This window comes from Stenotrophomonas sp. HITSZ_GD, from assembly GCF_029543105.1.
Taxonomy (GTDB): Bacteria; Pseudomonadota; Gammaproteobacteria; order Xanthomonadales; family Xanthomonadaceae; genus Stenotrophomonas_A.
Genome location: NZ_JARQXB010000007.1, coordinates 1 through 25,784, shown reverse-complemented (window position 1 = coordinate 25,784; position 25,784 = coordinate 1). Strand labels below are relative to the sequence as shown.

Annotated in this window: 24 protein-coding genes; 10 read left to right on the top strand and 14 right to left on the bottom strand. The window is 68.3% G+C overall.

From position 1 onward, the window contains the following. Nucleotides 1–36: 36 nt before the first annotated feature. Nucleotides 37–1,992 carry an AsmA family protein gene (locus P6166_RS08785; RefSeq protein ID WP_277764092.1) on the top strand — a complete coding sequence of 652 codons (1,956 nt, stop codon included), beginning with the start codon at nt 37–39 and terminating at the stop codon, nt 1,990–1,992. A 3-nt stretch (nt 1,993–1,995) separates the two neighbouring features. Here the strand turns inward: P6166_RS08785 and P6166_RS08780 are convergent, their stop codons facing one another. From P6166_RS08780 to mtgA, 3 genes are read right to left on the bottom strand one after another with little or no spacing between them, the layout of a single operon-like run. Further along, nucleotides 1,996–2,424 carry a CBS domain-containing protein gene (locus P6166_RS08780; RefSeq protein WP_277764091.1) on the bottom strand — a complete coding sequence of 143 codons (429 nt, stop codon included), beginning with the start codon at nt 2,422–2,424 and terminating at the stop codon, nt 1,996–1,998. Continuing rightward, entirely contained in the window at nt 2,384–3,400 is a 1,017-nt protein-coding gene (locus P6166_RS08775; RefSeq protein WP_277764090.1) for a glycosyltransferase family 2 protein, read from the bottom strand. Before P6166_RS08775 ends, P6166_RS08780 begins: the two co-directional genes overlap by 41 nt. Before the next feature lie 46 nt (nt 3,401–3,446). Then, nucleotides 3,447–4,178, bottom strand: coding sequence for a monofunctional biosynthetic peptidoglycan transglycosylase (gene mtgA, locus P6166_RS08770; RefSeq protein ID WP_277764089.1), 732 nt, complete (start codon nt 4,176–4,178; stop codon nt 3,447–3,449). 80 nt (nt 4,179–4,258) lie between these two features. Between mtgA and P6166_RS08765 the strand changes: the two genes are divergently transcribed. The 3 genes from P6166_RS08765 to P6166_RS08755 all read left to right on the top strand — a co-directional run bounded on the left by P6166_RS08765 (nt 4,259) and on the right by P6166_RS08755 (nt 9,250). Beyond that, nucleotides 4,259–5,158: an Hsp33 family molecular chaperone HslO gene (locus P6166_RS08765; protein ID WP_277764088.1), complete on the top strand. Its 900-nt coding sequence runs from the start codon at nt 4,259–4,261 to the stop codon at nt 5,156–5,158. 161 nt (nt 5,159–5,319) lie between these two features. After that, nucleotides 5,320–6,150: a hypothetical protein gene (locus P6166_RS08760; protein WP_277764235.1), complete on the top strand. Its 831-nt coding sequence runs from the start codon at nt 5,320–5,322 to the stop codon at nt 6,148–6,150. Between the two features lie 265 nt (nt 6,151–6,415). Further along, nucleotides 6,416–9,250 carry a TonB-dependent receptor gene (locus P6166_RS08755; RefSeq protein WP_277764087.1) on the top strand — a complete coding sequence of 945 codons (2,835 nt, stop codon included), beginning with the start codon at nt 6,416–6,418 and terminating at the stop codon, nt 9,248–9,250. 127 nt (nt 9,251–9,377) lie between these two features. Here the strand turns inward: P6166_RS08755 and P6166_RS08750 are convergent, their stop codons facing one another. Then, nucleotides 9,378–9,989 (bottom strand): TetR/AcrR family transcriptional regulator, encoded by a 612-nt coding sequence (locus P6166_RS08750; RefSeq protein WP_277764086.1) that lies wholly within the window; start codon nt 9,987–9,989, stop codon nt 9,378–9,380. Nucleotides 9,990–10,071: 82 nt separating this feature from the next. Between P6166_RS08750 and P6166_RS08745 the strand changes: the two genes are divergently transcribed. The 3 genes from P6166_RS08745 (at nt 10,072) to P6166_RS08735 (ending at nt 14,070) form a co-directional block, all read left to right on the top strand. Next, the gene (locus tag P6166_RS08745; RefSeq protein WP_277764234.1) at nt 10,072–11,064 is read left to right on the top strand and encodes an alpha/beta fold hydrolase; all 993 of its coding nucleotides are present in this window, start codon (nt 10,072–10,074) and stop codon (nt 11,062–11,064) included. Continuing rightward, nucleotides 11,061–13,535, top strand: a complete 2,475-nt coding sequence (locus P6166_RS08740) for an acyl-CoA dehydrogenase (RefSeq protein WP_277764085.1) — start codon at nt 11,061–11,063, stop codon at nt 13,533–13,535. The genes P6166_RS08745 and P6166_RS08740 overlap by 4 nt, the downstream gene beginning before the upstream one ends. 67 nt (nt 13,536–13,602) lie before the next feature. Further along, nucleotides 13,603–14,070, top strand: a complete 468-nt coding sequence (locus tag P6166_RS08735) for a hotdog fold domain-containing protein (RefSeq protein ID WP_277764084.1) — start codon at nt 13,603–13,605, stop codon at nt 14,068–14,070. A gap of 144 nt (nt 14,071–14,214) precedes the next feature. On the opposite strand, the gene P6166_RS08730 is transcribed toward P6166_RS08735, so the two are convergent. Both P6166_RS08730 and P6166_RS08725 read right to left on the bottom strand, forming a co-directional pair. Beyond that, on the bottom strand, nt 14,215–14,565 hold the full coding sequence (locus P6166_RS08730; protein ID WP_277764083.1) for a DUF1304 domain-containing protein: 351 nt from the start codon (nt 14,563–14,565) through the stop codon (nt 14,215–14,217). Nucleotides 14,566–14,628: 63 nt separating this feature from the next. After that, nucleotides 14,629–16,011, bottom strand: a complete 1,383-nt coding sequence (locus P6166_RS08725) for an MFS transporter (RefSeq protein ID WP_277764082.1) — start codon at nt 16,009–16,011, stop codon at nt 14,629–14,631. A 181-nt stretch (nt 16,012–16,192) separates the two neighbouring features. Between P6166_RS08725 and P6166_RS08720 the strand changes: the two genes are divergently transcribed. Then, a complete protein-coding gene (locus tag P6166_RS08720) occupies nt 16,193–17,803 on the top strand; it encodes a choline dehydrogenase (protein ID WP_277764081.1) in 1,611 nt (536 codons plus the stop codon). A 217-nt stretch (nt 17,804–18,020) separates the two neighbouring features. Further along, nucleotides 18,021–19,403 carry a serine hydrolase domain-containing protein gene (locus P6166_RS08715; RefSeq protein WP_277764080.1) on the top strand — a complete coding sequence of 461 codons (1,383 nt, stop codon included), beginning with the start codon at nt 18,021–18,023 and terminating at the stop codon, nt 19,401–19,403. 203 nt (nt 19,404–19,606) lie between these two features. Here the strand turns inward: P6166_RS08715 and P6166_RS08710 are convergent, their stop codons facing one another. Further along, complete coding sequence (locus P6166_RS08710) at nt 19,607–20,044, bottom strand: hypothetical protein (protein ID WP_277764079.1); 438 nt, start codon at nt 20,042–20,044, stop codon at nt 19,607–19,609. Between the two features lie 224 nt (nt 20,045–20,268). On the opposite strand from P6166_RS08710, the gene P6166_RS08705 reads away from it, so the two are divergent. Further along, on the top strand, nt 20,269–20,886 hold the full coding sequence (locus P6166_RS08705) for a hypothetical protein (protein WP_277764078.1): 618 nt from the start codon (nt 20,269–20,271) through the stop codon (nt 20,884–20,886). Here the strand turns inward: P6166_RS08705 and gcvH are convergent. The 7 genes from gcvH to mazG form a co-directional block, all read right to left on the bottom strand. Then, entirely contained in the window at nt 20,880–21,275 is a 396-nt protein-coding gene (gcvH, locus tag P6166_RS08700) for a glycine cleavage system protein GcvH (protein WP_277764077.1), read from the bottom strand. The genes P6166_RS08705 and gcvH overlap by 7 nt on opposite strands. A gap of 94 nt (nt 21,276–21,369) precedes the next feature. Next, nucleotides 21,370–22,479, bottom strand: a complete 1,110-nt coding sequence (gcvT, locus tag P6166_RS08695; RefSeq protein WP_277764076.1) for a glycine cleavage system aminomethyltransferase GcvT — start codon at nt 22,477–22,479, stop codon at nt 21,370–21,372. Between the two features lie 78 nt (nt 22,480–22,557). Further along, nucleotides 22,558–22,989 (bottom strand): NfeD family protein, encoded by a 432-nt coding sequence (locus P6166_RS08690; RefSeq protein WP_277764075.1) that lies wholly within the window; start codon nt 22,987–22,989, stop codon nt 22,558–22,560. Nucleotides 22,990–22,992: 3 nt separating this feature from the next. Beyond that, nucleotides 22,993–23,958: an SPFH domain-containing protein gene (locus P6166_RS08685; RefSeq protein WP_130318825.1), complete on the bottom strand. Its 966-nt coding sequence runs from the start codon at nt 23,956–23,958 to the stop codon at nt 22,993–22,995. A 53-nt stretch (nt 23,959–24,011) separates the two neighbouring features. Further along, on the bottom strand, nt 24,012–24,314 hold the full coding sequence (locus P6166_RS08680; protein ID WP_277764074.1) for a DUF962 domain-containing protein: 303 nt from the start codon (nt 24,312–24,314) through the stop codon (nt 24,012–24,014). A 53-nt stretch (nt 24,315–24,367) separates the two neighbouring features. Next, nucleotides 24,368–24,691, bottom strand: coding sequence for a YnfA family protein (locus P6166_RS08675; protein ID WP_277764073.1), 324 nt, complete (start codon nt 24,689–24,691; stop codon nt 24,368–24,370). Further along, on the bottom strand, nt 24,688–25,533 hold the full coding sequence (gene mazG, locus P6166_RS08670; RefSeq protein WP_277764072.1) for a nucleoside triphosphate pyrophosphohydrolase: 846 nt from the start codon (nt 25,531–25,533) through the stop codon (nt 24,688–24,690). Before mazG ends, P6166_RS08675 begins: the two co-directional genes overlap by 4 nt. Between the last annotated feature and the right edge of the window lie 251 nt (nt 25,534–25,784).

The window sequence follows — 25,784 nt, the reverse complement described above, 5'->3', positions numbered from 1 at the left end:
CGCGGCTTGCACACATCGATGCGAACCATGGGGTGCATGAACGATGCAGCCCCCGCACCTGCCGCGCCCCGACGCCGCCTGACGCCACGCCACCAGCGCTGGCTGGCCGCGCTGGGAGTGATCGTCGCCCTCATCCTGCTGCTGATCGCGCTCTGGGACTGGAACTGGTTCCGCGGGCCGGTGGAGCGCGCGGTCGAAGCGCGCACCGGGCGCGAGTTCCATCTGGGGCATCTGGACGTGGACCTGGGCCGCGTCACCACCGTTCGCGGCGACGACATCACGCTGGCCAACGCCGACTGGTCGAAGGACCCGCGCATGGCCGCGATGGATCGCGCCGAGATCGACGTGCGCTTCTGGCCGCTGCTGCTGGGCAGGGTGCAGATTCCCGAAATCCGCCTGGACAAGCCGGACTTATTGCTCGAAGCGGGCAACAAGGACCATCCCGGCAACTGGGTATTCAAGGAAAGCAGCGGCGACGGCACGTTGCCCGCGCTCGGGCGCCTGCGCGTGACCGACGGGCAGCTGAAGTTCGTCGACGCCGCCGGCAAGACCGACATCGACGTAAACGTCAACAGCCTGCCGGTGAAGAACCGCGACGACGCCGCGCCGATCGCCATCGACGGCAAGGGCCGCTGGAAAGGCAACCCCTTCACCCTGCGCGGCAGCACGGCCTCGCCGCTGGAACTGAGCCAGACCGAGCACCCGTTCCGCATCGACCTGCGCGGCAGCGCCGGCGCCACCAAGGCACACGTGCGCGGCACGCTCACCAACCCGTTCCAGTTCCGCGTATTCGACCTGCAGATGGCGCTCTCGGGCGAGGATATGGAGGACCTGTACCCGCTGCTGGGGCTGGCGATTCCTTCCACCCCGCCCTACCAGCTCGACGGCCGCCTGCAGCGCGACAACGATGTGTGGCGCTACCTGGACTTCAAGGGCAAGGCCGGCGACAGCGACCTGGCCGGCGACGTGGAAGTGGATACCGCGCCCGAGCGCCCGCTGCTGCACGCCGAGCTGGTCTCCAAGCGCCTGGACTTCGACGACCTGGCCGGCTTCGTCGGCGCGCCGCCGAAGACCGATGCCGGCGAGACCGCCAACGCCGAGCAGCGGGCCGAGGCGGCGAAGATCAAGGCCAGCGGCAAGGTGTTGCCGAGCAAGCCCTACGATCTCTCCAAGCTGCGCGCCATGGACGCCGAAGTGCACTGGCGCGCGCACCGCATCAACGCGCCGTCCCTGCCGCTGGACGACATGGACGCCACGCTCAGCCTGCACGACGGGCTACTCGAACTGCATCCGCTGAACTTCGGCGTGGCTGGCGGCGATATCCGCTCCACCATCCGCATGGATGCGCGCAAACCGCAGATCGCGACCCGCCTGCAGGCGCAGATCCGCGGCCTGCACCTGGGCCAGCTGTTCCCGGACGTGAAGCTGGCGCAGCAGGCCGAGGGCGCCATCGGCGGCGACGTGCAATTGAGCGGCACCGGCAACTCCATCGCGCAGATGCTTGGCAGCAGCGATGGCACGCTGGGCGTGGCGATGGGCCGCGGCCATATAGGCAACCTGATCATGGAACTGGCCGGCCTGGACGTGACCGAATCGCTCAAGTTCCTCCTCACCAAGGACAAGCAGATTCCGCTGCGCTGCGCATTCGCCGATTTCGGCGTGCGCGACGGCCTGATGACCAGCCGCGCGCTGGCGGTGGATACCACCGACACGATCATCATCGGCGAAGGCACGGTCAACCTGAAGGACGAGAAGCTCGACCTGCTGCTCAAGCCGCGGCCGAAGGATCGCAGCATCCTCACCTTCCGCTCGCCGCTGCGTATCGGCGGCACCTTCGCCGACCCTTCGTTCTTCCCGGACCTCAAGGCCCTGGGCGTGCGCGGCGCCATCGCCGTGGCGCTGGGCTCGATCGCGCCGCCTGCCGCATTGCTGGCGACGATCGAGACCGGCCCGGGCAAGGACGCCGACTGCGGCGGCCAGTACGCCCGCTGAGGCTCAGCCGGCGATATAGCGCTGCAACTGGTCGATGTCCTTGCGCTGGTCCTCGATGACCGATTTGACCAGGTCGCCGATCGAAATCACGCCGGTGACCGCGCCGCCCTCCACCACCGGCAGGTGGCGGAAGCGGCGCTCGGTCATCAGCTGCATGCAGTGCTCGACGCTGTCGTCCGGCCCGACCGTCACCACCTCGGCCGTCATGATCTCCGAGACCGGCGTGGTGGAAGAGGCGCGGTCGCGCAGCACCACCTTGCGCGCGTAGTCGCGCTCGGACACGATCCCCACCAGCCGCTGGCCGTGCATCACCAGCACCGCGCCGATGCGCTTGTCGGCCATCAGGCGGATCGCGTCGATCACCGCGGCATCGCTGCCGACCGCGAAGACCTCAGCCTTCTTTATCCCCAACAGTTGCCGCACCGTCGACATGGCTCGCCGCTCCCTGCCTGGAAGGATGGCCGGAGGATACGCCTGTGCCACCGATGCGGGTGTCGACAAGGTACAGCGGGCGCAATTTGGCTTCGTCGTAGAGCCGGCCGAGGTATTCGCCGATCATGCCCAGCGCCACCAGTTGCACGCCGCCCAGGAACAGGATGACGGCCATCATGGTCGGCCAGCCGGCCACCGGGTCGCCCCACAGCGCGGCCTTCACCACCACCCACGCGCTGAACGCCAGCGCGGCCGCCGCGGTGAGCAGGCCCAGGTAGGTGGCCACGCGCAGCGGCGCGGTGGAGAAGCTGGTGATGCCCTCCAGCGCGAAATTCCACAGCTTCCAGAACGTGAACTTGCTGCGTCCGGCCAGCCGCGGTGCGCGGTCGTACGGCAAGGCGGTCTGGCGAAAGCCCACCCAGCCGAACAGGCCCTTCATGAAGCGATGGCGCTCGCGCAGTTGCTGCAGGGCCGCCAGCGCGCGCGGCGAAAGCAGGCGGAAATCGCCGGTATCGGCGGGAATCGGCGTGCGCGACAGGCGCCCGATCACGCGATAGAAGCTTGCCGCCGCGGCGCGCTTGATCCAGCTCTCGCCTTCGCGCACCAGGCGCGTGCCGAACACGTTGTCGTAGCCCTCGCGCCACAGCGCTACGAAGCGCGGGATGAGCTCGGGCGGGTCCTGGCCGTCGGCATCCAGCAGCAGCGCCGCGCCGGTGGTCACCTGGTCCAGCCCGGCCGTGAGCGCCAGCTCCTTGCCGAAGTTGCGCGACAAGCGGATCGCCCCGACCCGCGCGTCGGCGGCCACCATCGCCTGCAGCACCGCCCAGGTGCCATCGCTGCTGCCGTCGTCGACATAGAGCACGCGGCCGTCGAGCCCGGGGACGGACTGGAGCGCGGCGATGATGCGCGGATGCAGGCGCGGCAGGCTTTCGGCCTCGTTGCAGGCGGCTACAACGACAGTCAGCAGATCGGTCATGCGGCGATGGTACGGAGCCGGTCGCTTGGCGACCAGCCGCGCCGGCTCACGGCGCCAGGTAGCCGGGGCCGCCGAGCTGGCGCGTCTGGCGCTGGATCCACGCCGCGCGGCGCTGCACGTAGGGCCCCGGATTGCGCGCGTCATAACGCCGCGGCGCCGGCAGCACCGCGGCCAGGCGCGCCGCCTCGGCCGGCGCCAGGCGCGCGGCATCCTTGCCCCAGAACTGGCGCGCCGCGGCCTGCACCCCGTACACGCCATCGCCGAACTCGGCGATGTTGGCGTACACCTCGATGATCCGCTGCTTGGACCACAGCAGCTCGATCAGCACCGTGTACCAGGCTTCCAGGCCCTTGCGCACCCAGCTGCGGCCCTGCCAGAGGAACAGGTTCTTGGCGACCTGCTGGCTGATCGTGCTGGCACCGCGCAGGCGGCCGCCGCGCGCATTGTGGTCGCGGGCCTTTTCGATGGCCTGCAGATCGAAGCCGCTGTGATAGGGAAAGCGCTGGTCCTCGGCCGCGATCAGCGAGATCGGCACGCTCGGCGCGATCTCGTCCAGGTCGCGCCACTGGTAATGCAGCCGGAAGCTCCCGTCCCCCTCGCCCCACGCTTCCACGTAGCGCAGCGCCATGGTGGTGGTGAACGGCGGATCGACGAAGCGCAGCACCAGCACCTGCAGCATGCTCGCCGCGGCGAACAGCAGCGGCGCGGCCAGCAGCCAATAGCGCCAACGCCGCACGCGCGGCCGCGCCGCCTTGTGGATTTCCGTCTGCGCCCCCATCGTCACTGCATTCCCCCCGATCCAGTCGCCTGCTGCATTATCCGGCAACAGGCGCCGCCCACGCTCACGCCCCTTTCCCGATGAACGCACAAGACCGACTGACCCGCTTCCTGCTCCCGACCGCCGGCGTCCGCGGCGTCCATGTCCAGCTCGGCGCCGCCTGGCAGGAAATCCGCGGCCGCGCCGACTATCCGCCGGCCGCCGGCCGCCTGCTGGGCGAGGCCTGCGTGGCCGCGGCGCTGTTCACTGGCCACACCAAGATCGACGGCCGCCTGTCGGTGCAACTGCGCAATGGCGGCGAAGGCGCCCTGCGCACGCTGTTCGCCGAGTGCACGGCCGCCGGCACCTTGCGCGGCATCGTGCAACTCGACGAGACCGGCGGCGACGCGCCGAGCGACCTGCGCACGCTGGGCGAGGCCGCGCTGCTGGCGATCACCATCGAGAACCCGGGCCTGGATCCGCGCGAGCCGCAGCGTTACCAGAGCCTGGTGGCGCTGGACGCCAGCAGCCTGGACGAAGCGTTCGAGGACTACTTCCGCCAGTCCGAACAGTTGCCCACCCGCCTGTTGCTGGCGGCCGACGGCGAGCATGCCGCCGGCCTGCTGCTGCAGAAGCTGCCCGGCGATGCCGGCGACCAGGATGGCTGGAACCGGGCCAGCGCCCTGTTCGACACCCTCGCCGCGCCCGAGCTGCTGGACACCGATGGCCAGACCCTGCTGCATCGCCTGTTCCACGAAGAGCAGCCGCAATGGCTGGGCGACAAACCGCTGGCGTTCGCCTGCTCGTGCTCGCGTGAGCGGGTCGAGGCCATGTTGCGCGCGCTGGGCGAGGAGGAGGCCCGGGCGGCCGCCGAGCCGACCGGCGCGGTGGAGATCCGCTGCGAGTTCTGCGGGCGGGAATATCACTTCCCTTTGACCGAATTCGGCGTATTGTTCGCCAAGCAGCCGGCCCATGCGCCGGCCTCTGAGCGGCTACAGTGATAGCCGTCACGCTTGACGGGACTACGTTCTGGGGAGGACGGAGACTTGTTAAAGAATCATAAACCGCCTAGCATCGTCGGCCTGGTTCCACGGGAACTAGACGCCTGCCTTTGGGTCTGACGAACGACATGCGCACCCTTGCCCGCCTCTCGCTAGCCCTGCTGACCGCGTTCGCCGCGGCCACGGGCGCCCATGCGCAGGCGCTGCCGGCCAAGGACAGCGGGGCGGTCATCCCGGTCTGGAACCAGGGCAGCGGCAAGGTGGAAGCGCTGCTGTATCTGGAGCCGACCGGCGAGCAGAAGGCCGGCGCGCGCTGGCACTTCGGCCGCAATTCCCTGGATGCCGCATTTGGCCTGTCCTCCGGCGACTCGCTCGGCCTGCTGTGCAACAGCAGCCGCGGCACCAGCATCAGCGGGCTGGCCAGCCACTGCATGCTGGCCACGCTGGGCGACGACGAGGACGATGCCGCCGGCAACCGGCACCTCTCCGGCACGCTCGGCTTCAATCGCGGCACTACCCGCCTGGGCCTGACCGCCGGCACCGGGCGCGAGGCGATGCCTGCCTGGCTCACCGGCAATGTCCGTTCGCCGGCCTCGCGGGTGGAGCAGAACGACCTCACCGTGTTCGGCCAGAAGAACATCGGCCGCGAGGGCTTCGTATCCATCGGCGGCACCTTCGCCAAGGCGCGGCTGGTCCCGCTGGCCGACGCCGCGCCGGCGCTGGCCGACGAGTGGGACAGCAAGACGCTCAGCGTAGGCGGCGGGTATGGCGCATTCAGCGCCAACATCATCGGCCGCGTCGTGGACGTGCCCGGCCAGCCGGAAAAGTGGCAGGGCCTGGGCCTGGGCATTACCTGGCGCACCCCGTGGAGCGGCCAGTTGACGGTCGGCGCTGAGAACATCGTCACACGCGGCAAAAATCCCTTCGCGCCCAACAACGAGAGCAACAGCGACGGCACGGTACCGTACGTAAGGTACGAGCAGGATCTGTAAGCCGCTGATTCTGCAGTGATTCCCACGCCCTGACGCCCGCCTTGCGCGGGCGTTTTGCGTGATGCGCTCGCACCCGGACGGTGCATAAGCAACGAACGAGTGCAAGCCAATTTCACGTATTTCTCCCCGTGCGTTAACGGTACTTTAATTCTCCGAAGAACGCGGCTACCATCGGGTCAAGCCTGTCGGTTTTGGGTTCGCTTTTTCGAAACCTCCGCTGGCCAAACCCTTGGCAAGACCAAGATCTCACTTGGAGAGAGAGCTAATGAATTGCAAGTCCAACACGCTGCGTGACGCAGTTGTGCTCGCGCTCGCCGTCGGCGCCGGTGGCTCCGCCACCGCTGCCTTCGCGCAGGAGTCGAGCAACCCGACCAACCTGGATCGCATCGAAGTCACCGGTTCGCGTATTCGCGGCTCGGAGATGGAGACGCAGCAGCCGATCATCTCGCTGGACCGTCAGACCCTGGAAAAGCAGGGTTTCACCTCGGTCGCCGACGTGCTGCAGAACCTGACCTCGGCCGGCTCTCCGGCGATCTCGCGCGCTGATGCGCTGGCTTCCGGCGAAAACGTCGGCGGCTACTACATCGACATCCGCAACCTGGGCGCCCCGCGCACCCTGGTGCTGATCAACGGCAAGCGCGCCGGTGCGACCACCGGTGGTTACCAGGATCTGGGCCAGATTCCGTTCTCCTCGATCGAGCGCATCGACATCCTGAAGGACGGCGCCTCGTCGATCTACGGTTCGGACGCCATCGCCGGCGTGGTGAACATCATCACCCGCAAGCGCTTTGACGGCGCCGAGGCCGGTGCCTACTTCGGCCAGTACAGCGAAGGCGACAGCGAGACCGAACAGTACTGGCTGACCATCGGCTCGCAGGGCGAGCGCGGCGGTGTCACCCTGTCCGCCGAGTACTACAAGCAAGATCCGGTGTTCGCGAAGGATCGCGACTTCTCCGCCTACGGCAACGCCGGCCCGAACTATCCGGGCTCGGGCTGGAGCCCGGTGAGCCAGAACGGTTCGTGGTCCGGTCCGTGCGGCCCGGGCGGCGCGACCACCTGGTGCACCCTGAACCAGGGCGGCAACCCGAACAACATCGCCGACTACCACCCGATCACGGCTGCCGAGTACGCCAACTCGAACCAGGAAATGTTCGTGCAGACGGGCATCGAGCGTAAGTCGCTGTATGTCAACGCGAACTACGACCTGACCGACTCGGTCGTGTTCAACGCCGACATGCTCTACAACGAGCGCCAGACCCACCAGCAGATCGCCGGCTACCCGTACCAGTCGGGCTCGTTCGGCACCCCGCTGGATGCCGACAGCGCCTTCAACCCGGCCGGCCGCGACGTGGCCTTCCGCCGCCGCCTGTGGGAGGTGCCGCGCACCACCGACAGCAGCCTGAAGACCCTGCGTTTTGCCCCGACCATCAGCGGCGCCTTCCAGATCGGCGACCACGCGTGGGATTGGGACGTCGGCGCGCTGTGGAACCGCAACGACGTGACCAAGACCGGTCACGGCGACGCCAGCCTGATCGCCACCGAGCAGGCCCTGGGCCCGTCGTTCATCAACGCTGACGGCATCGCGCAGTGCGGCACCGCGGCCAGCCCGATCGACCTGGGCTCCTGCCGCCCGTGGAACCCGCTGCTGCCGTACGGCGTGGCTGGCCAGGGCTCGCTGTCCGATCCTGACCTGCAGAAGTTCCTGTTCCCGTACTACACCGATACCGGCCGCACCAAGACCACCAGCTACACCGCGAACCTGTCCGGTTCGATCGTGACGCTGCCGGCGGGTGACCTGGGCCTGGCGATCGGCTACGAGCACCGTGAGGAGCAGGGCCGCTTCGTGCCCGACGCCTTCAACCAGTCGGGTTCGAGCACCGGCCTGGCCGCCACCACGACCGAAGGCAAGTACGAGCTGGACGAGGTCTACCTCGAACTGAACGTGCCGCTGCTGGCCGACATGGCGTTCGCCAAGGAACTGACCCTGAATGTCGCGACCCGTTACTCGGATTACGACAACTTCGGCGACACCACCAACTCGAAGTTCGGCCTGGTGTGGCGTCCGATCGACGGCCTGCTGATCCGCGGCACCTACGCCGAGGGCTTCCGCGCGCCGACCATCGACAACCTGTACGGCGGCATCGGCTCCTCGTTCGAGTCGTACGTCGACCCGTGCGGCGTGGGCGCCCCGAACAGCGTGAACGGCAACGCTGCCTGTAATGCCGCCGGCGTGCCGGCTGGTTACGTGCAGCTCGGCCAGGGCCTGGTGCCTTGCACGGCGTATCCGTGCCAGACCCCGGACCAGTTCATCAGCGGTTCGAACCCGAACCTGCTGCCGGAGAAGTCCAAGAGCAAGACCGCCGGTATCGTGTGGAGCCCGCAGTGGGTCGAGGGCCTGGACCTGTCGCTGGACTGGTACAGCTACAAGATCACCGACGCGATCATCTCCGACAGCGTGGACCGCATCCTGCGTGACTGCTACGTGCTGGGCAACGCTTCGCGTTGCGACGGCATCGTGCGCGACGCCGACGGCCACATCAGCTCGATGTTCTTCGGCCTGGCCAACCTCGGCGAGCTGGAGACCGAAGGCTACGACTTCGGCGTGAAGTACCGTCTGCCGGAGTTCGGCATCGGCCAGTTCACCATCGACTGGCAGACCAGCTACGTCAGCAAGTACGACGAAGCCAGCCAGGACTCGGACGGCAACGACATCATGGTCGGCCGCGTCGGCGACGCCGGTTACTTCCGCGTGCGTTCGAACGTGGGCATCGACTGGTCGCTGGGTGACTTCAGCGTCAACTACACCGCTCGCTACTACTCCGGCATGAAGGAATCGTGCGTCACGAACCGTCCTTGCACGGATCCTGACCACTACGCCAACGGCGAGCCGGATCCGGTGCGCTGGACGGGCTCCAACACCTTCCACGACCTGCAGGTCAGCTGGAAGGCGCCGTGGAACGCGACGATTGCCCTGGGTGCCAACAACGTGTTCGGCCACGAAGGCCCGATCATGTTCTCGGCTCCGAACAGCAACTTCCCGTACTACGGTGGTTTCGACATCGGTCGCTTCATCTACGCCAAGTACGTGCAGCGCTTCTGATCGTCATCGACAGGACGTCGATAGGAGCGGCCCCCGAAAGGGGGCCGCTTTTTTTGTTGGGCCGGCGCGCGAACGAAAAAAGGGCGCCTCGCGGCGCCCCGTGTGTCGGCAAGTCGTGCCGCGGCCCTCAGCCCGGGATCAGCGTCGCGATGACGTGCTCCACGTACGCCTCGAAATCCTCGCGCGCCTGCTTGGGCTGCTGCAGCTGCAGCGACAACTGCAGGAAGCCGACATAGGCGGCATAGGCCAGCCGCGCACGATGCTGCGCATCGGTGCGGCTCAACCCCGCCTGGCGGAAGGAAGCGACCAGGTACTCCATGCGCCGCTGCGACACGCGGTCGATCACCGGGCGCACCGCGGGGTGGTCCAGCGCCTTGAGCAATTCGCTGTAGATCACATGCGGCTTGACCTCGTGCGCCACCAGCTGGAACAGCGCGCGCAACCGGGCGCTGGGGTCGGCCACGTCCTCCAGGCTGCCGAACACCTGCTCCTGCTCGAACAGCTCCCAGCGCTCCAACGCCGCCTGCAGCAGCGCATCGCGGGAGGGGAAATGCCAGTAGAAGCTGCCCTTGGTCACGCCCAGCCGGCGCGCCAGCGGCTCCACCGCCACGGCGCCCACGCCCTGCTCGGCGATCAGGTCCAAGGCCGCCTGGGCCCAGTCCTCCGCGCTGAGGCGGTTGTTGCGGCCACCGGCCGCGCGGCCCGGAGCGTCGTTCTGCGATGCGTTGTCGTCGGTCATCCGATGATTTAACCATACGCCGGAGTCGGTTGCAGTACGCGGCCCCGCGGCGAACTGCCGAAACCCCCGCCGCGCCTGCATTCTGACCTCCATACCAGCCAGTATTGACAGAACCTCGGCCACGTCCATACCATTAAGTATGGTTAGCCAGACACCGCCGCTGACGCTTGCCCCCGATGCCGTGCTGGCAGGTGCCGCCGAGGCCCGCCTTGCCGCCTCGCGGCTGGGCGATGGGCGGCGGGGCAGCGTGCTGCTCGCCCATGGCTTCGGCCAGACCCGCATGGCGTGGGACGACACCGCCCGCGCCCTCGCCGAGGCCGGCTACGCAACCCTCGCCTACGACGCCCGCGGCCATGGCCAGTCCAGCCGCAATCCCGCCGGGTTGCGCTACGACGGCACGCAGTTCACCGACGATTTGATCGTCATTGCCGGCGAGATGTCGCCGCCGCCGGTGCTGGTGGCTGCCTCGATGGGCGGCCTGTTCGGGCTGCTCGCCGAATCGCGCTGGCCGGGCTTGTTCCGCGCGATGGTGCTGGTGGACATCACCCCGCGCTGGGAAACCGCCGGCGTGGAGCGCATCCTGCGCTTCATGAGCGCGCATCCAGATGGCTTCGATTCGCTGCCTGCCGCCGCCGATGCCATCTCCGCCTACCTGCCGCACCGTCCGCGCAAATCCGGCGATGGGCTGCGCAAGCTGCTGCACGAAGGCAGCGATGGCCGCTGGTACTGGCATTGGGACCCGCGCCTGATCGACGAACTGGCCGGCGGCGATGCGCACGAACAGCAGCAGATTCTGCTGCATGCCGCCGCGCAGATCCGCTGCCCGGTGTTGCTGGTCAGCGGCGGGCGCAGCGACCTGGTCAGCCCGCAGACCGTGGCCGAATTCCTTTCGCTCGTGCCGCACGCCCAACACGTGCGGCTGCCGGAGGCCACGCACATGGTCGCCGGCGATGAAAACAGCGCATTTACCGCCGCTGTGTTGCACTATCTGGACGCCTTGCCCCCGGCTCGCGCCAACCCGGCGTCCACCGACATCAAGCACGCTACCGAGTACGTTACTGGAGCAGGACCATGAGCATCGTCGCGCCCTTCCTTCTTGTATTGCTGGCGGCCGGTTTCGCCGCCTACCACCGCATGCGCCTGGCCGCCTGGGTGGCGATCAGCGCCACGCTGCTGGTCGCCGGCTGGCTGCTCGGCGCCCATGCCACGGCCACGATCGTGGCCGCCGTGCTGGTGGCGCTCATCGCCGTGCCGGTGCTGCTGCCCTTCATCCGCAAGCCGCTGCTCACCGCGCCGTTGCTGAAGGTGTTCCGCAAGGTGCTGCCGCCGCTCTCGCAGACCGAGCGCATCGCGCTGGAAACCGGCTCGGTCGGCTTCGAAGGCGAACTGTTCACTGGCGACCCGGACTGGCAGAAGCTGCTCAACTACCCGAAGCCGGAACTGAGCGCGGAGGAGCAGGCCTTCCTCGATGGCCCGGTCGAAGAACTCTGCAAGATGATCAACGACTGGGAGATCACCCACGTCCACGCCGACCTGCCGCCGGAAATGTGGGACTTCATCAAGAAGAACCGCTTCTTTGGCATGATCATCCCCAAGCAGTTCGGTGGCCTGGGCTTCAGCGCGCTGGCGCACCACAAGGTGATCCAGAAGCTGGCCTCGGTCTCCAGCGTGGTCAGCTCCACCGTCGGCGTGCCGAACTCGCTCGGCCCGGGTGAACTGCTGGTCCATTACGGCACCCAGGAGCAGAAGGACCACTACCTGCCGCGCCTGGCCGCCGGCCAGGAAGTGCCCTGCTTCGGCCTGACCGGTCCGTTCGCCGGCTCCGACGCCACCTCCATTCCGGACTACGGCATCGTCTGCAAGGGCGAGTGGAACGGCGCCAACGTGCTCGGCGTCAAGCTCACCTTCGACAAGCGCTACATCACCCTGGCCCCGGTGGCGACGATCATCGGCCTGGCCTTCCGCATGTACGACCCGGAAGGCCTGATCGGCGACACCCGCGACATCGGCATCACCCTGGCGCTGCTGCCGCGCGAAACGCCCGGCGTGGAGATCGGCCGCCGCCACTTCCCGCTCAACTCGCCGTTCCAGAACGGCCCGATCCACGGCCGCGAGGTGTTCATCCCGCTGAGCCAGCTGATCGGCGGCGTGGACATGGTCGGCAAGGGCTGGAACATGCTCAACGAGTGCCTGGCCGTGGGCCGATCGATCACCCTGCCCTCCACCGCCTCGGGCGGTGCGAAGTTCGGCGCGGTGGTCACCGGTTCCTATGCACGCATCCGCAAGCAGTTCGGCCTGTCGGTCGGCCGCTTCGAGGGCGTGGAAGAGGCGCTGGCGCGCATCGGCGGCAAGGCTTATGCGATCAGCGCGCTGTCGCAGGCCACCGCCGCGGCGGTGGACCGGGGCGACGTGCCGTCGGTGCCTTCGGCGATCGCCAAGTACCACTGCACCACGATGGGCCGCGAGGTCATCAGCGACGTGATGGACGTGGTCGGCGGCAAGGGCATCATCCTGGGGCCGCGCAACTTCGCCGGCCGTGCCTGGCAGGCCGCGCCGATCGGCATCACGGTGGAAGGCGCCAACATCATGACCCGCAGCCTGCTGATCTTCGGCCAGGGCGCGATCCTGTGCCATCCGTGGGTGATGAAGGAAATGAAGGCCGCCCAGGACACCGACACCGCGCGCGGCCTGGAGGAGTTCGACCGCAGCCTGTTCGGGCATATCCGCTTCGGCATCTCCAATGCGGTGCGTTCGTTCTGGTTCGGCCTGACCGGCGCGCGCTTCGGCAGCGCGCCCGGCGACGACTACACCCGCCGCTTCTTCCGCAAGCTGGACCGCTACTCGGCCAACCTGGCCCTGATGGCCGACGTGTCGATGATGATGTTGGGCGGCAAGCTCAAGTTCAAGGAATCGCTGTCCGGCCGCCTGGGCGACGTGCTGAGCCACATCTACATGACCAGCGCGATGCTCAAGCGCTACCACGACGAAGGCGCGCCGCAGACCGACCAGCCGCTGCTGGCCTGGGCGTTCCACGACAGCGTGCACAAGATCGAGACCGCGCTGTCGGCCGCGCTGCGCAACTTCCCGATCCGTCCGGTCGGCTGGCTGATGTGGGCGCTGATCTTCCCGTTCGGCCGCCGCGCCGAAGCGCCGGGCGACCGCCTGTCGCGCCGCGTGGCCGCGTTGCTGATGGCGCCCAACGAGGCGCGCGACCGCCTCGCCAAGGGGGTGTTCCTGACCCCGTGCGAGAACAACCCGGGCGGGCGCATCGCCAGCTACCTGGCCAAGGCCGTGATGGCCGAGCCGGTCGAGCGCAAGTTCCTCAAGGCGCTCAAGACCAAGGGCATCGAGGCGTTGGAGTTCAGCGCCCAGCTGGACGAGGCCGTGGCCGAAGGCGTGCTCAATGCCGAAGAGCGCAAGCTGCTCGAGGAGCTGCGCGAGATGACCATGGACACCATCACCGTGGACGACTTCGACACCCACGAGCTGCGCGCGGCGACGTACTACGACCAGACCAAGGCCGGCCAGTCCCGCGCAGCGGCCTGAGCCTGACACGCAACACCGAAGACGGCGGGCCCAGGCCCGCCGTCTTCGTATCCGGAGCCACGCATCCATGACATCCCTGCTGCGGCTGTACCAGCGCATCACCCGCTGGCCGTGTGGCCACTGGCTGTTCTCGCGCGCGATCTGTTTCAAGGCGCCGTACTTCGGCACGATCGCCCCGCGCATCACCCGGCTTGAACCGGGCGTGTGCGAGGCCCGCATCGGCGACCGCCGGCGCGTGCACAACCACATCGGCACCGTGCATGCCATCGCGCTGTGCAACCTGGCCGAGCTCGTGGGCGGGGTGATGGTGGATGCCAGCCTGCCGCCTTCGATGCGCTGGATCCCCAAGGGCATGACCGTGCAATACCAGCGCAAGGCCACCGGCACGATGCATGCCACGGCTACCCCGGCGACAGAACTGCGCGAGGCGACCGAAGGCTACGACCTGCCGGTGGACGTGGTAGTGCGCAACGATGCCGGCGAACAGGTGTTCCAGGCGCGCATCGAGATGTGGGTGTCGCCGCGCAAGGGCTGAGGCCGACGGGTTCTATCGCCTGAAACCCGCCCCCTTTGCAGGCGCGGCTTCAGCCGCTGCCACGCAACGCATGCCGCTTCGCGGCTGAAGCCGCGCCTACGGGAAACGGCGAACGCTCCGCATTCCCGCGACGATCACCGCTCCTCAAACCCCCAGCCACAGCAGCACCAGCGCGACCAGCGCCGGCGCGGCCTGGATCCACAGGATGCGCCGGCTCACGCTCCAGGCGCCGTACAGCCCGGCCACCACCACGCAGCCGAGGAAGAAGCCCAGCACGTCCACGCGCGCGGCCACCACGCCCCATGCCAGGCCGGCGGCGAGGAAGCCGTTGTACAGCCCCTGGTTGGCCGCCAGCACAAGCGTGGCCTGCGCCTTCTCCGGCGTGTTGCGGAACACCTTGAGGCCCAGCGGGCGGGTCCACAGGAACATCTCCAGCACCAGGAAGTACAGGTGCAGCAGCGCGACCAGCGCGGCCAGCGAACGGGCGATCAACATCGGCGACGATCCTTCGTGGAAGAGGACGCATCATCCCCGCGCGCTCGGGCGCGAGGCAAGCCGTCAGGAGGCCGTGCGCGCGCCGCTGCCCGGCGCCTGGTCCCCGGCTTCTACGTCACCGTGCCCACGCTCGGCGGGCAGCTTGTCCACCTCGCGCAGCAGGCGCCAGGCGCTCAGCGTCATGCCGCCGGCCACCAGCAGGCCGGCGCCGAACACGACGTGCGAACCGAACGCCGAGAGCACCTTGTGCAGCCACACGATGGTCAGGTCGCTGCCGCGGTAGATCACCGTGTCGATCGCCGCGCCCGCTTTGTAGCGCCATTCGCGGCCCACCCGGGTGTAGATCGTCTCGCGCGCCGGCTTGGCCAGCGAGAACTCGCTGGCACGCGTCACCACCTGCACGATCGCCACCATCAACGGCAGCGGCGACATCGCCAGGATCGAATAGCCCAGGATGATCGCCACGCCCGGCACCAGCAGCGCCGGTGCGATGCCGAAGCGCGACAGCAGCAGGCGGGTGAACAGCACCTGCACCACCAGGGTCAGCGCATTCACCGCCAGGTCGATGCTGGCGTAGTACGCGGTGCTGGCGGCCGCATCGGTGAACAGCCGGCGCACGATCGCGGCCTGCTCGTTGTAGAGCAACGTGCCCACGCCCACGCCGAACACCACCATGATCGCCAGCCAGCGCAGCAGCGGCTCGCGCACGATCAACTGCAGGCCGGCCAGCACCCCGCCGCCCATCGGCACCTCGCCGCTGGGCAGGCGCTGCTCGCGCTCGCGCCGTACCGCCCACAGGCGCAGGCGCAGCAGGCAGACCATGCACACGGCCAGGAAGCCGGCCGACACCAACATCAGGTTGGCGATGCCGATGCGCTCGACCAGCGTGCGGGTGAGGATCGGGCCGAGGAACGCGCCCAGCGTGCCCGCCGCGCCGATATAGCCGTAGTAGGCCTTGGCTTCCGTGTTGCTGAAGACATCGGCCATGAAGCTCCAGAACAGCGCCACCGCGAACAGGTTGAACACCGCGATCCAGATGAAGAACGCCATCCCGCGCCCCGGCACGCCGCTGTCGAACAGCACGTAGAACCCGAGCAGCGTGGCGATGAAGAACCCGTAGGCCACCGGCATGAACACCCGGCGCGGATAGCGGCTGACCAGCGCGCCGTACAGCGGCTGCAGCAGCAGCATGATCAGGAAGGTGCAGGTGAACAGCACCTGCAGGGTGAAGTCCTTCAGCGGCATGCCGTGCGCGCCGAAGAAGGCGATCATCGCCGGCGGGAACACGGCTTCCACGTCGGCCGAGGCCCCCATCGCCTCGCGCACCGGACGCAGCACGTAGTAGCCGCTGAGCAGGCAGAAGAAGTACACGAACGACCACCACAGCGCCGGCGAGCCGCGCAGCGCATGCAGCAGGCGGCCGGGCCCGGAGGCCGCCGCACTCATGGGCACCGGCACGGCGAGGTGCCCGGCTGGCGGAGGAACATGGTCTGGCTCCGGGGGGAGGAGAAGCGCGCAAGTTAGCCGATGGCCCGCCGCGCCGCCAGTTCCGTGCGCATGACAGCGCGTTGCCGGCGCGCCGCCAGCTGCCTATGCTCGGCGAACGCGAGTTCCGGGGAGGGAATGCGTGTACGACTACATCATCGTGGGCGCCGGCTCGGCCGGCTGCGTGCTGGCCCATCGCCTGAGCGCCGATCCTCACTGCCGGGTGCTGCTGATCGAGGCCGGCCCGCGCGACCGCCATCCGCTCATCCACATGCCTGCCGGCCTGGCGCGCCTGGTCAACCAGCGCAGCGTGAACTGGAACTACGACACCGAACCGCAGGCCGCGCTCGGCGGCCGCCGCCTGTGGTGGCCGCGCGGCAAGGTGCTGGGCGGCTCCAGTTCGATCAACGCCATGTGCTACACCCGCGGTGTACCCGCTGACTACGACGAATGGGCGCGCGGCGGCGCCGAAGGCTGGGATTGGGCTGGCGTGTTGCCCTACTTCCGCCGCAGCGAACGCAACCAGCACGGCGCCGACGCCCTGCACGGTGGCAGCGGTCCGCTGCATGTCAGCGACCTGCGCCACCGCAACCCGCTCAGCGAAGCGTTCGTCACCGCCGGCGTGCAGGCCGGGCTGCCCGCCAACCCCGACTTCAACGGCCACGAGCAGGCGGGTGTGGGCTTCTACCAGGTCACCCAGAAGGACGGCGCCCGCTGTTCGGCCGCCGTCGCCTACCTGCGGCCGATCCGCGCGCGCGCCAACCTGCATGTGCGCACCGGCGTGCAGGTCCACCGCGTGCTCATCGAAGGCGGCCGCGCCACCGGCGTGCAATACGCCGAGCGCGGCGTGGCGACCACCGCCCGCGCCGCGCGCGAGGTGCTGTTGTGCGCCGGCGCGGTGAACTCGCCACAGTTGCTGATGCTCTCCGGCGTGGGCCCTGCGGACCACCTGCGCGCGCATGCCCTGCCCGTGCACGCCGACCTGCCCGGCGTGGGTGGCCACCTGCAGGACCACCTGGACATCTGCACGCTCTTCCATACCCGGCCGGGTGTGAGCTACGACCGCAGCAACGAGCTGGCCATCGCCTTCCACTACTTCCTGCGCGGGCACCAGGGCGCGGGCACGAGCAACATCGCCGAGGCCGGCGGCTTCCATCGCTCGCCACTCGCGCAGGACGAACGCCCCGACATCCAGCTGCACTTCGTGCCCGCGATGCTCGACAACCACGGCCGCCACCGCCTGCCCGGCGACGGCTACACCCTGCACGCCTGCTTCCTGCGCCCGCGCAGCCGCGGCACGTTGCGCCTGCGCGACGCGAACCCCTTGAGCGCGCCCCTGATCGATCCGGCCTACCTGAGCGACGCCGAAGGCTTCGACCTGCGCATGATGGTCGAGTGCGCCCGGCTCTCGCGCCGCATCCTGGCGCAGCCCGCCTTCGACGCGTGGCGCGGCGCACCGATCTTCCCCGCGCGCGGGGACCTGGACGACGCCGGCCTGGTCGACTTCATCCGTGCCAAGGCCGAGACCATCTACCACCCCGTCGGCACCTGCCGGATGGGCGCCGCGAACGATGGCGGCGCCGTGCTCGACCCGCAGCTGCGCGTCAACGGCGTAGAGGGCCTGCGCGTGGTCGACGCCTCCGCGATGCCCACCCTGCCGGGCGGCAACACCAATGGCCCGGTGATCATGCTGGCCGAACGCGCAGCGGACCTGATCCAGGGCAAGCAGCCAGAGCGCTCCAGGCCCCTCTAGCCGCCGCGCTTCGTTCCCGTCCACCCGGCTCCTTCGGGCCACTGGGGGGCCGCCATGGGAGGAATAGAGGCCGGACAAATACCGGCGAATCTGCAAACAGGTTTGCAAAAATCCCCGCAAGATCAATGCCCTTCCCATTCATCTTCCTGCGGTTTGTGCTATCCGGAAAACCGGCGCTAGAATCCCCTCAAGCACGGTTCACAGGCGGCACACATCCATGAAAGACAAGAGCAAGCGCCGGCGTCTTCGTCCGGTAGCATCGGGGTTGCTCGGCGTACTGATGCCCTTCGCGTTGTCTTCCACCGCCCAGACGCCCGCGCCGCGCGCGCAGACGCTCGAGGCGTTCAATGTCGCCGCTGCCTCCACGCAGCCCATGCCGTACCGCGCCGCGCTCGGCCAGCAGCAAGTGCAGCCGCTGGCGCCCGGCTTCGACCCGGCCGCCTTCGAATCGATGGCCGAACAGCTCACCTATGGCGAACGCGTGCCGGGCATGGCGCTGGCCATCGTCCAGGGCGGCCGCGTGCTCAGCGCGCGCGGCTTCGGCGTCACCGACGTCAACCATCCGCAGCCGGTCGACGCCCACACCGTGTTCCGCCTCGCGTCGCTGTCGAAGGCCTTCGCCGGCACCATGGCCGGCCTGCTGGTCAACGACGGCACGCTGCGCTGGGACAGCAAGGTGGTCGACTATGTGCCCGGCTTCCAGCTCAGCGACCCGGTCGCCACCCGCCAGCTGACCATCGCCGATGTCCTCAGCCACCGCGTCGGCCTGACCCGCAACGCCTACGACCGCGACGTCGAATCCAACGACGACTACTACACCCTGAGCCACAAGCTCGCCTACGCGCCGCTGCGCTGCGCGCCCGGCGAATGCTATGCGTACCAGAACGTCGCCTTCAGCCTGGTCGGCGATGTCGTGTTCGCCGCGTCGGGCAACTTCTACGAGCAGTCGGTCGAGAAGCGCATCTTCAAGCCGCTCGGCATGAACGATGCCAGCATGGGCCTGGCCGGCATCCAGGCCAGCCCGAGCTGGGCGCGGCCGCACGTGCGCAGCCGCAACGGCTGGGTCTCGCTGACGCCCAAGCCGACCTACTACCGCCTCGCCCCGGCGGCCGGCGTCAACGCCAGCGCCGCCGACATGGCCCAGTGGTTGCTCGGCCAGACCGGGCATCGTCCCGACGTGCTGCCCGCCCCGCTGCTGGCCACGCTGCATGCCTCGCTGATCTCCACGCCGGGCGAAATGCGTTCGGGCTGGCGCCACGAGCGCGTCAACTCCGCCGGCTACGCGCTCGGCTGGCGCGTGTTCGACTATGCCGGCCACCAGGTCGTCTTCCATGCCGGTGCCGTGCAGGGCTATCGCGGCCTCGTGGCGCTGGTGCCGGAGCGCGACCTGGGCATCGCCATCCTCTGGAACGGCGAGAGCGGCCTGCCTTCCGGCCTGCTGCCGACGATCCTCGATCGCGCGATGGGCCTGCCCGCGCAGCGCTGGCTCGACATCGACGTGGACAGCGACTTCGGCGGCGACAACATCCTGGCCGAACGTCCCCAGCCCGCGCCCAAGCGCGGCGCCTCCACCGGCAAGGCCGTCGCCTCGCCGCGCTGACCACACCGGCATCGCAACACGCAAAAGGGCGGCCCAGTGCCGCCCTTTTTCTTTGGCGCGGAAAACACACCCCTCGCGCCTCCGGCGTACAGCCCCTTCTGCCAGGGGCGCGGCGAAGCGGGTTTTCGTTTCGCCCATAAAAAACTCCCTTCCCGCTGGGCACCGGGAAGGGAGTTGATGTACGGCTTATCGGGACAGATGAATCAGATCAGCGGAGCCGGGGTGGCCGGCAGGGCGACCGGAGCGGCCTTCTTCTTGCGAGCGGCCGGCTTCTTCTTGGCGACCTTCTTCGCAGCCTTCTTCGGGGCCTTCTTGGCGGCCTTCTTCACGGCCTTCTTGGCGGTCGACTTCTTGGCAACCTTCTTGGTGGCCTTCTTGGCAGCCTTCTTCACCGCCTTCTTGGCGGTCTTCTTGACGCCCTTCTTGGCGGCCGACTTCTTGGCAACCTTCTTGGCGGCCTTCTTTACGGTCTTCTTGGCGGCAGCCTTCTTCGCGGTCTTCTTCACCGCCTTCTTGGCCGTGGCCTTCTTGGCGACCTTCTTGGCGGCCTTCTTCACGGTCTTCTTGGCAGCAGCCTTCTTCGCAGTCTTCTTCACCGCCTTCTTGGCGGCCGGTTTCTTCGCAGCTTTCTTAGTGGCCATGTGATGGCTCCTCGTCAGTGAACTATGGAGTTGAGTGCCCAGTGAAACCAAAGTCCGCGGCGGGACTCCGCCCGCGGATACCGCCTGACCGTCGGATCGACGCGGCGGATACAGAAACACCCGCGCCGAACGACACGGGTGCATGTTGGAAGGACGTTGCGGTTTTCGCGGAGGGAAGCAGACCCATATCCACCTTCTTAGGTTCCAGGGCGGATGCGCGGTTCTTGCTTGTCACCTTGATGTCGATTCGGCTCACTCTCTGCGGCAGCAACGTCTGCTTGGGGCGAAACCTAATCACGGTTTTTTTTACTGTCAACACTCCGGCGAAAATTTTTTTCGTCCGGCCGCCACCGCCGCCGCCGCCCGGCACGCAGCGCCACCACCCTGGCCGCCCTCGCGCGCGCGCGCCGATGCACTGCATCTTCGCCACGCATGAAAAAAAACCACTGCTTTTCAGCTGTATTTTTTTCGGCCACGCGAATTCGAAGGCGACGATGCCGCGCCGCGCGCATGCATGCGCCCACCCTGTCCGCCGGCCAACGGCGCGTAACCGGTGGGCGAAAATTTTTTCCGCCAAGGCGGCTTTCGCGGCATCGCATCGGGCGAAATGCGCAAACTTTTCCCGCCCGACGAACACCCTCGACGGCGAGGACAACGCTCGCGCGATGCGCGCGCGAACACCCCGCGCCGGCCAGCGCGCACGCGCCGGCGCATCCGCCGCGGCACGCCGAACGATCGCCGCCGCCACCGGCGTGCGTCCGCTCGCCGGATCGCGCGCAAACAAAAACGGCCGCTTTCGCGGCCGTTTTCGATTCCTGCTCGCTGCCGTGAAGAATCAGTGAGCGTCGTCGTCGAGCAGCTCGGCGTAGTCGTCCGGGGAAAGCAGTTCGTTGAGCTGTTCCGGCTCGCTGACCTCGACCACGAAGATCCAGCCGTCGCCGTAGGCATCCTCGTTGATGGTCTCCGGCTTGTCGGACAGCGCCGAGTTGACCTCGACGACCTTGCCGCTGACCGGGCTGTAGACATCCGAGGCCGCCTTGACCGACTCGACCACCGCTGCGCCGTTGCCGGCCTCGACGGTGTCGCCGACATTCGGCAGCTCGACATAGACCAGGTCGCCCAGCAGGCCCTGCGCATGGTCGGAGATGCCGACGGTGACGCGGCCATTGCCTTCGACGCGGGCCCACTCGTGGGACTTGAGGAACTTGAGGTCGCCTGGGATCTCGCTCATGGGAAAGCTCCGGGAAAACGGGGTTCGGGGATGGGGGTATAGTTTAACCAACCGGCGCCGGGTGCATCACCCGGCGCCGGACGAACGGCGGCGATCAGCCAAGCACGCCGGCCTGGGCATGGCCTTCGCGCACGAACGGGAACTTGACCACGCGCACCGGCACTTCCTTGCCGCGGATATCCACGCGCACCTCGCCCGGCTCGCCGGCCGGCACGCGGGCGAACGCGATCGCCTTGCCGAGCGTGGGCGAGAACGTGCCCGACAGGATTTCGCCCTCGCCCTGCGCGGTGATCACCTTCTGGCCGTGGCGCAGCACGCCCTTCTCGTCCATCACCAGGCCGATCATCTGGCGCGGCGCGCCGGCGGCCTGCTGCGCCTGCAGCACGCTGCGGCCGATGAAGTCGCGGCCTTCGTCCAGCGCCACCGTCCAGGCGAGCGCCGCTTCGAACGGGCTCACCGCATCGTCCATGTCCTGGCCGTAGAGGTTCATGCCCGCCTCCAGGCGCAGCGTGTCGCGCGCGCCCAGGCCGGCCGGCTTGACGCCCGCTTCCAGCAGCGCGTTCCAGAACGCCACCGCATCGCCCTCCGGCAGCACGATCTCGAAACCGTCCTCGCCGGTGTAGCCGGTGCGCGCCAGGAACAGCGGCGCGCCCGCGGTGGAGGTGGCGTGCAGCGCGGCGAAGCGGCCGAGCTTGCGCGCGGCCGCCTGGTCGTCGGCGGCCAGCAGCGAAATCACCTTCTCGCGTGCGGTCGGGCCCTGCACGGCCACCATCGCAAAATCCGCACGCTCCTGCACCCGCACGTCGAACGCGGCCGCCTGCTCGCCGATCCACGCCAGGTCCTTCTCGCGGGTGGCGGCGTTGACCACCAGGCGGAAGAAATCTTCGGCCTGGTAGTAGACGATCAGGTCGTCGATCACCCCGCCCTGCGGATTCAGCATGCAGGTGTACAGCGCCTTGCCCGGCACCTTGAGCTTGTCGACCGAGTTGGCCAGCAGGTAGCGCAGGAACGCGCGCACGCGCTCGCCGTGCAGGTCGACCACGGTCATGTGGCTGACGTCGAACATGCCGGCGTCGCGGCGCACCAGGTGGTGTTCGTCCAGCTGCGAGCCGTAGTGGATGGGCATGTCCCAGCCCCCGAAATCCACCATCTTGGCGCCCAGGGCGCGGTGGCTGGCGTTGAGGACGGTCTGCTTCAGGCTCATGGCGTCGGTTCCGATGGAAAGACGCCCATTATCGCCCGCCGGGGGCGGGCGATCACGCAGCAGTGCAGCGCGCCGCCCTCAGGCCGCCTGCACCTTCAGGGTCATGCCGTCCACCGCGACCACGCGCACCTCGGTGCCGACCGGCAGATCCGGCCCGGAGACCACCCAGAACGCGTCGTCGATCTTCACCCGCCCGCGGCCGCCGGCGATGGCCTGCTCCACGCGCACCACCCGGCCGATCAGCTGTTCGGCGCGGCGGTTCAGCAGCGGCTGGTCGCTCTGCCGCTCGCCGCGGCGGAACCAGGTGCGGTAGATCTGCACCGAGACGAAGCTCAGCACGACGAAGGCCACCACCTGCACCAGCAGCGGGATGCCCGGCACGACCCACACCGCCACGAACAGCGCGGTGGCGGCAAAGCCCATCCACAGCATGAACGCGCCCGGCGCCAGCGCCTCGGCGGCGAACAGCAGCAACGCCACCGCCGCCCACACCACCACTTCGGTGCGCATGGCTCAGCCTCCGAAGCGCGGCGGCTGCGGGCCGCGCGGCGGCGGCGTGGCGGCGCGGTCGGCCAGCGCTTCCTTGGCGAGGTCGGCGATGCCGGCGATCGAGCCGATGATGCCGGAGGACTCCATCGGCATCAGCACGAACTTCTGGTTCGGCGCGGTGGCCAGCTCCTTGAACGCCTCGACGTACTTCTGCGCGATGAAGTAGTTGATCGCCTGCACGTTGCCGCTGGCGATGGCGTCGGACACCATCTGGGTCGCCTTGGCTTCGGCTTCGGCCAGGCGCTCGCGCGCCTCGGCATCGCGGAACGCGGCTTCCTTGCGGCCTTCGGCTTCCAGCACGGCGGCCTGCTTCTCGCCGTCAGCGCGCAGGATTTCCGACTGGCGCGAACCCTCGGCCTCGAGGATTTGCGCGCGCTTCTCGCGCTCGGCCTTCATCTGGCGGGCCATCGCATCGACCAGGTCGCGCGGCGGCTGGATATCGCGGATCTCGATGCGGGTGACCTTGATGCCCCAGGGATTGGTGGCATGGTCGACCACGCTCAGCAGCTGGGCGTTGATGGTTTCGCGCTGGCTCAACGATTCGTCCAGGTCCATCGAGCCGATCACGGTGCGGATGTTGGTTTGCACCAGGGCGATCGTGGCCAGCTCCAGGTTGGCGACCTCGTAGGCGGCCTTGGCCGCATCCAGCACCTGGAAGAACACCACGCCGTCCACCGCGACCACGGCGTTGTCCTTGGTGATCACGTCCTGGCGCGGCACGTCGAGCACCTGCTCCATCATGTTCACCTTGCGGCCGACGCCGTAGACGATGGGGATCAGCACGTGCAGGCCGGGCGTCAGCGTGTGGGTGTACTTGCCGAAGCGCTCCACCGTCCATTCATAGCCCTGCGGCACCATGCGCACCGCCTTGAACAGCACGATGGCGCACACCACCAGCAGCACCATCACCAGGAAACCTGTGGTGAACATTCCCTTCCCTCCTCAACGCGTTCCGTGAAGAGCGAGTATGCCCCACGAGCGGATCAGAACGGGATGCGACCGAGCAGGATGTCGCGGAACATCACCCAGTCGCCGGCGAAGGAATAGAACGGGTGGCGGAAGGTGGCCGGGCGGTTCTTCTCGAAGAAGAAGTGCCCGACCCAGGCGAAACCATAGCCGCACAGCAGCGCGCCCAGCAGCCATGCCGGGCGCGCGGTGACCAACGCCACGCCGAGCAGCAGCAACACGCCGCAGCTGCCGATGAAATGCAGCCGGCGCGAGGTGCGGTGGGCATGCTCGCCGAGATAGAACGGATAGAACTCGCGGAAACTGGCGAAGCGGCGCATGGGCCCTCCCTTCGGGCGCGACGACGGCCACAGGATACGCCGCCGCGTGGCGCTCAGGCAGGCCGCGGCGAGCACATGATCACCGCCATGCCGCCCAGGCACAGCGCGACGCCGAGCAGGTCCCAGCGCGTGGGCACGACCTTGTCCACCTGCCACAACCAGAGCAGGGCGACGGCGACATAGACGCCACCGTAGGCGGCGTACACGCGGCCCGACGCGGTGGGATGCAGCGTCAGCAGCCAGACGAACAGTGCGAGGCTGCCGGCGGCCGGCAGCAGCAGCCACGCGCTGCCGTCGCGGCGCAGCCACAGCCAGGGCAGGTAGCAGCCGACGATCTCCGCCAGGGCGGTGAGCGCGAACAGCAACAGCGTCTTCATGGCCCGGCGTGTTCCTGCGCCTTGACCTGGTCCCACAGGGCGTCCTGTTCGGTGAGCGAGAGTGCGTCCAGCGCGGTACCGGCGTCGCGGGCAAGGGCTTCCATGGCGCGGAAGCGGCGTTCGAACTTGTGGTTGGCGCCGCGCAGGGCGGCGCCGACATCGACCTTGGCGTGGCGGGCCAGGTTGGCAACGACGAACAGCACGTCGCCGATCTCTTCCTGCAGGCGGTCGTGGCGGGCTTCGATATCGCCGTGGGCGAATTCTTCGCGCACTTCGTCGATCTCCTCGTGCAACTTGGCGAGCACGGGGGCCGGATTCGGCCAGTCGAAACCGACGCGGGCGGCACGCGATTGCAGCTTCACTGCGCGCTGCCACTCGGGCAGGCCGCGCGCGATGCCGGCCAGCGCGGAGTCGTCCTGCTCGCCGGCGGCCTGGCGTTCGGCGCGCTTGATGGCTTCCCAGTTGGCGGTGACTTCGCTGGCGCCGTCCACGGCGGCATCGCCGAAGACGTGCGGGTGGCGGCGCACGAGCTTGTCGCTGATGGCCTGTACGACGTCTTGGAAGCTGAAGGCACTTTGCTCTTCTGCCATCCGGGCATGGAAGACCACTTGCAGCAGGAGGTCGCCGAGTTCGTCCTTCAGCGCCGGCAGGTCGCCGCGATCAATGGCGTCGGCGACTTCGTAGGCCTCTTCGATGGTGTACGGGGCGATGCTGGCGAAATCCTGCTCAAGATCCCACGGGCAGCCGTGCTCGCGGTCGCGCAGCCTGGCCATGATGCGCAGCAGGTCGTCGATGCCGCGCGGGGAGGATGGGTCGGCCAGGGTCATGGGAAGCGGGCTCATGCGAGGGACTTCATGATGCACGAAGCGCTATTTGCCTGCGCTTGCTTTTGCCGGGACCTTTCCTTGGCGGGCGGTTTCGGTCGTGTCAGCAGGTTGTGCCGACGGTGATTTGTGCGCTGTATTGCTTGACGCGTGCGGTGCGTCGCGCGGCGGGTGGGGGCAGGCCCTTTCCGGGACACGCCGTGAATCCATCCATGGAGGCTCGTAGGCGACATCCATGTCGCCTACGGTCCCGGAAAGGGCCTGCCCCC

Coding starts and splice junctions, on each gene's coding strand:
- mazG (WP_277764072.1), bottom strand. CDS start 25,533: ATGAGCCCGCTTCCCATGACCCTGGCCGACCCATCCTCCCCGCGCGGC.
- P6166_RS08730 (WP_277764083.1), bottom strand. CDS start 14,565: ATGTTGATCGCCCGTTCGCTGGCCGCGCTGGTCGCGCTGCTGCACCTG.
- gcvH (WP_277764077.1), bottom strand. CDS start 21,275: ATGAGCGAGATCCCAGGCGACCTCAAGTTCCTCAAGTCCCACGAGTGG.
- P6166_RS08690 (WP_277764075.1), bottom strand. CDS start 22,989: ATGCGCACCGAAGTGGTGGTGTGGGCGGCGGTGGCGTTGCTGCTGTTC.
- P6166_RS08715 (WP_277764080.1), top strand. CDS start 18,021: ATGAAAGACAAGAGCAAGCGCCGGCGTCTTCGTCCGGTAGCATCGGGG.
- P6166_RS08675 (WP_277764073.1), bottom strand. CDS start 24,691: ATGAAGACGCTGTTGCTGTTCGCGCTCACCGCCCTGGCGGAGATCGTC.
- P6166_RS08775 (WP_277764090.1), bottom strand. CDS start 3,400: ATGACCGATCTGCTGACTGTCGTTGTAGCCGCCTGCAACGAGGCCGAA.
- P6166_RS08725 (WP_277764082.1), bottom strand. CDS start 16,011: ATGAGTGCGGCGGCCTCCGGGCCCGGCCGCCTGCTGCATGCGCTGCGC.
- P6166_RS08765 (WP_277764088.1), top strand. CDS start 4,259: ATGAACGCACAAGACCGACTGACCCGCTTCCTGCTCCCGACCGCCGGC.
- P6166_RS08735 (WP_277764084.1), top strand. CDS start 13,603: ATGACATCCCTGCTGCGGCTGTACCAGCGCATCACCCGCTGGCCGTGT.
- P6166_RS08780 (WP_277764091.1), bottom strand. CDS start 2,424: ATGTCGACGGTGCGGCAACTGTTGGGGATAAAGAAGGCTGAGGTCTTC.
- P6166_RS08755 (WP_277764087.1), top strand. CDS start 6,416: ATGAATTGCAAGTCCAACACGCTGCGTGACGCAGTTGTGCTCGCGCTC.
- P6166_RS08740 (WP_277764085.1), top strand. CDS start 11,061: ATGAGCATCGTCGCGCCCTTCCTTCTTGTATTGCTGGCGGCCGGTTTC.
- P6166_RS08685 (WP_130318825.1), bottom strand. CDS start 23,958: ATGTTCACCACAGGTTTCCTGGTGATGGTGCTGCTGGTGGTGTGCGCC.
- P6166_RS08680 (WP_277764074.1), bottom strand. CDS start 24,314: ATGCGCCGCTTCGCCAGTTTCCGCGAGTTCTATCCGTTCTATCTCGGC.
- P6166_RS08750 (WP_277764086.1), bottom strand. CDS start 9,989: ATGACCGACGACAACGCATCGCAGAACGACGCTCCGGGCCGCGCGGCC.
- gcvT (WP_277764076.1), bottom strand. CDS start 22,479: ATGAGCCTGAAGCAGACCGTCCTCAACGCCAGCCACCGCGCCCTGGGC.
- mtgA (WP_277764089.1), bottom strand. CDS start 4,178: ATGGGGGCGCAGACGGAAATCCACAAGGCGGCGCGGCCGCGCGTGCGG.
- P6166_RS08710 (WP_277764079.1), bottom strand. CDS start 20,044: ATGGCCACTAAGAAAGCTGCGAAGAAACCGGCCGCCAAGAAGGCGGTG.
- P6166_RS08785 (WP_277764092.1), top strand. CDS start 37: ATGAACGATGCAGCCCCCGCACCTGCCGCGCCCCGACGCCGCCTGACG.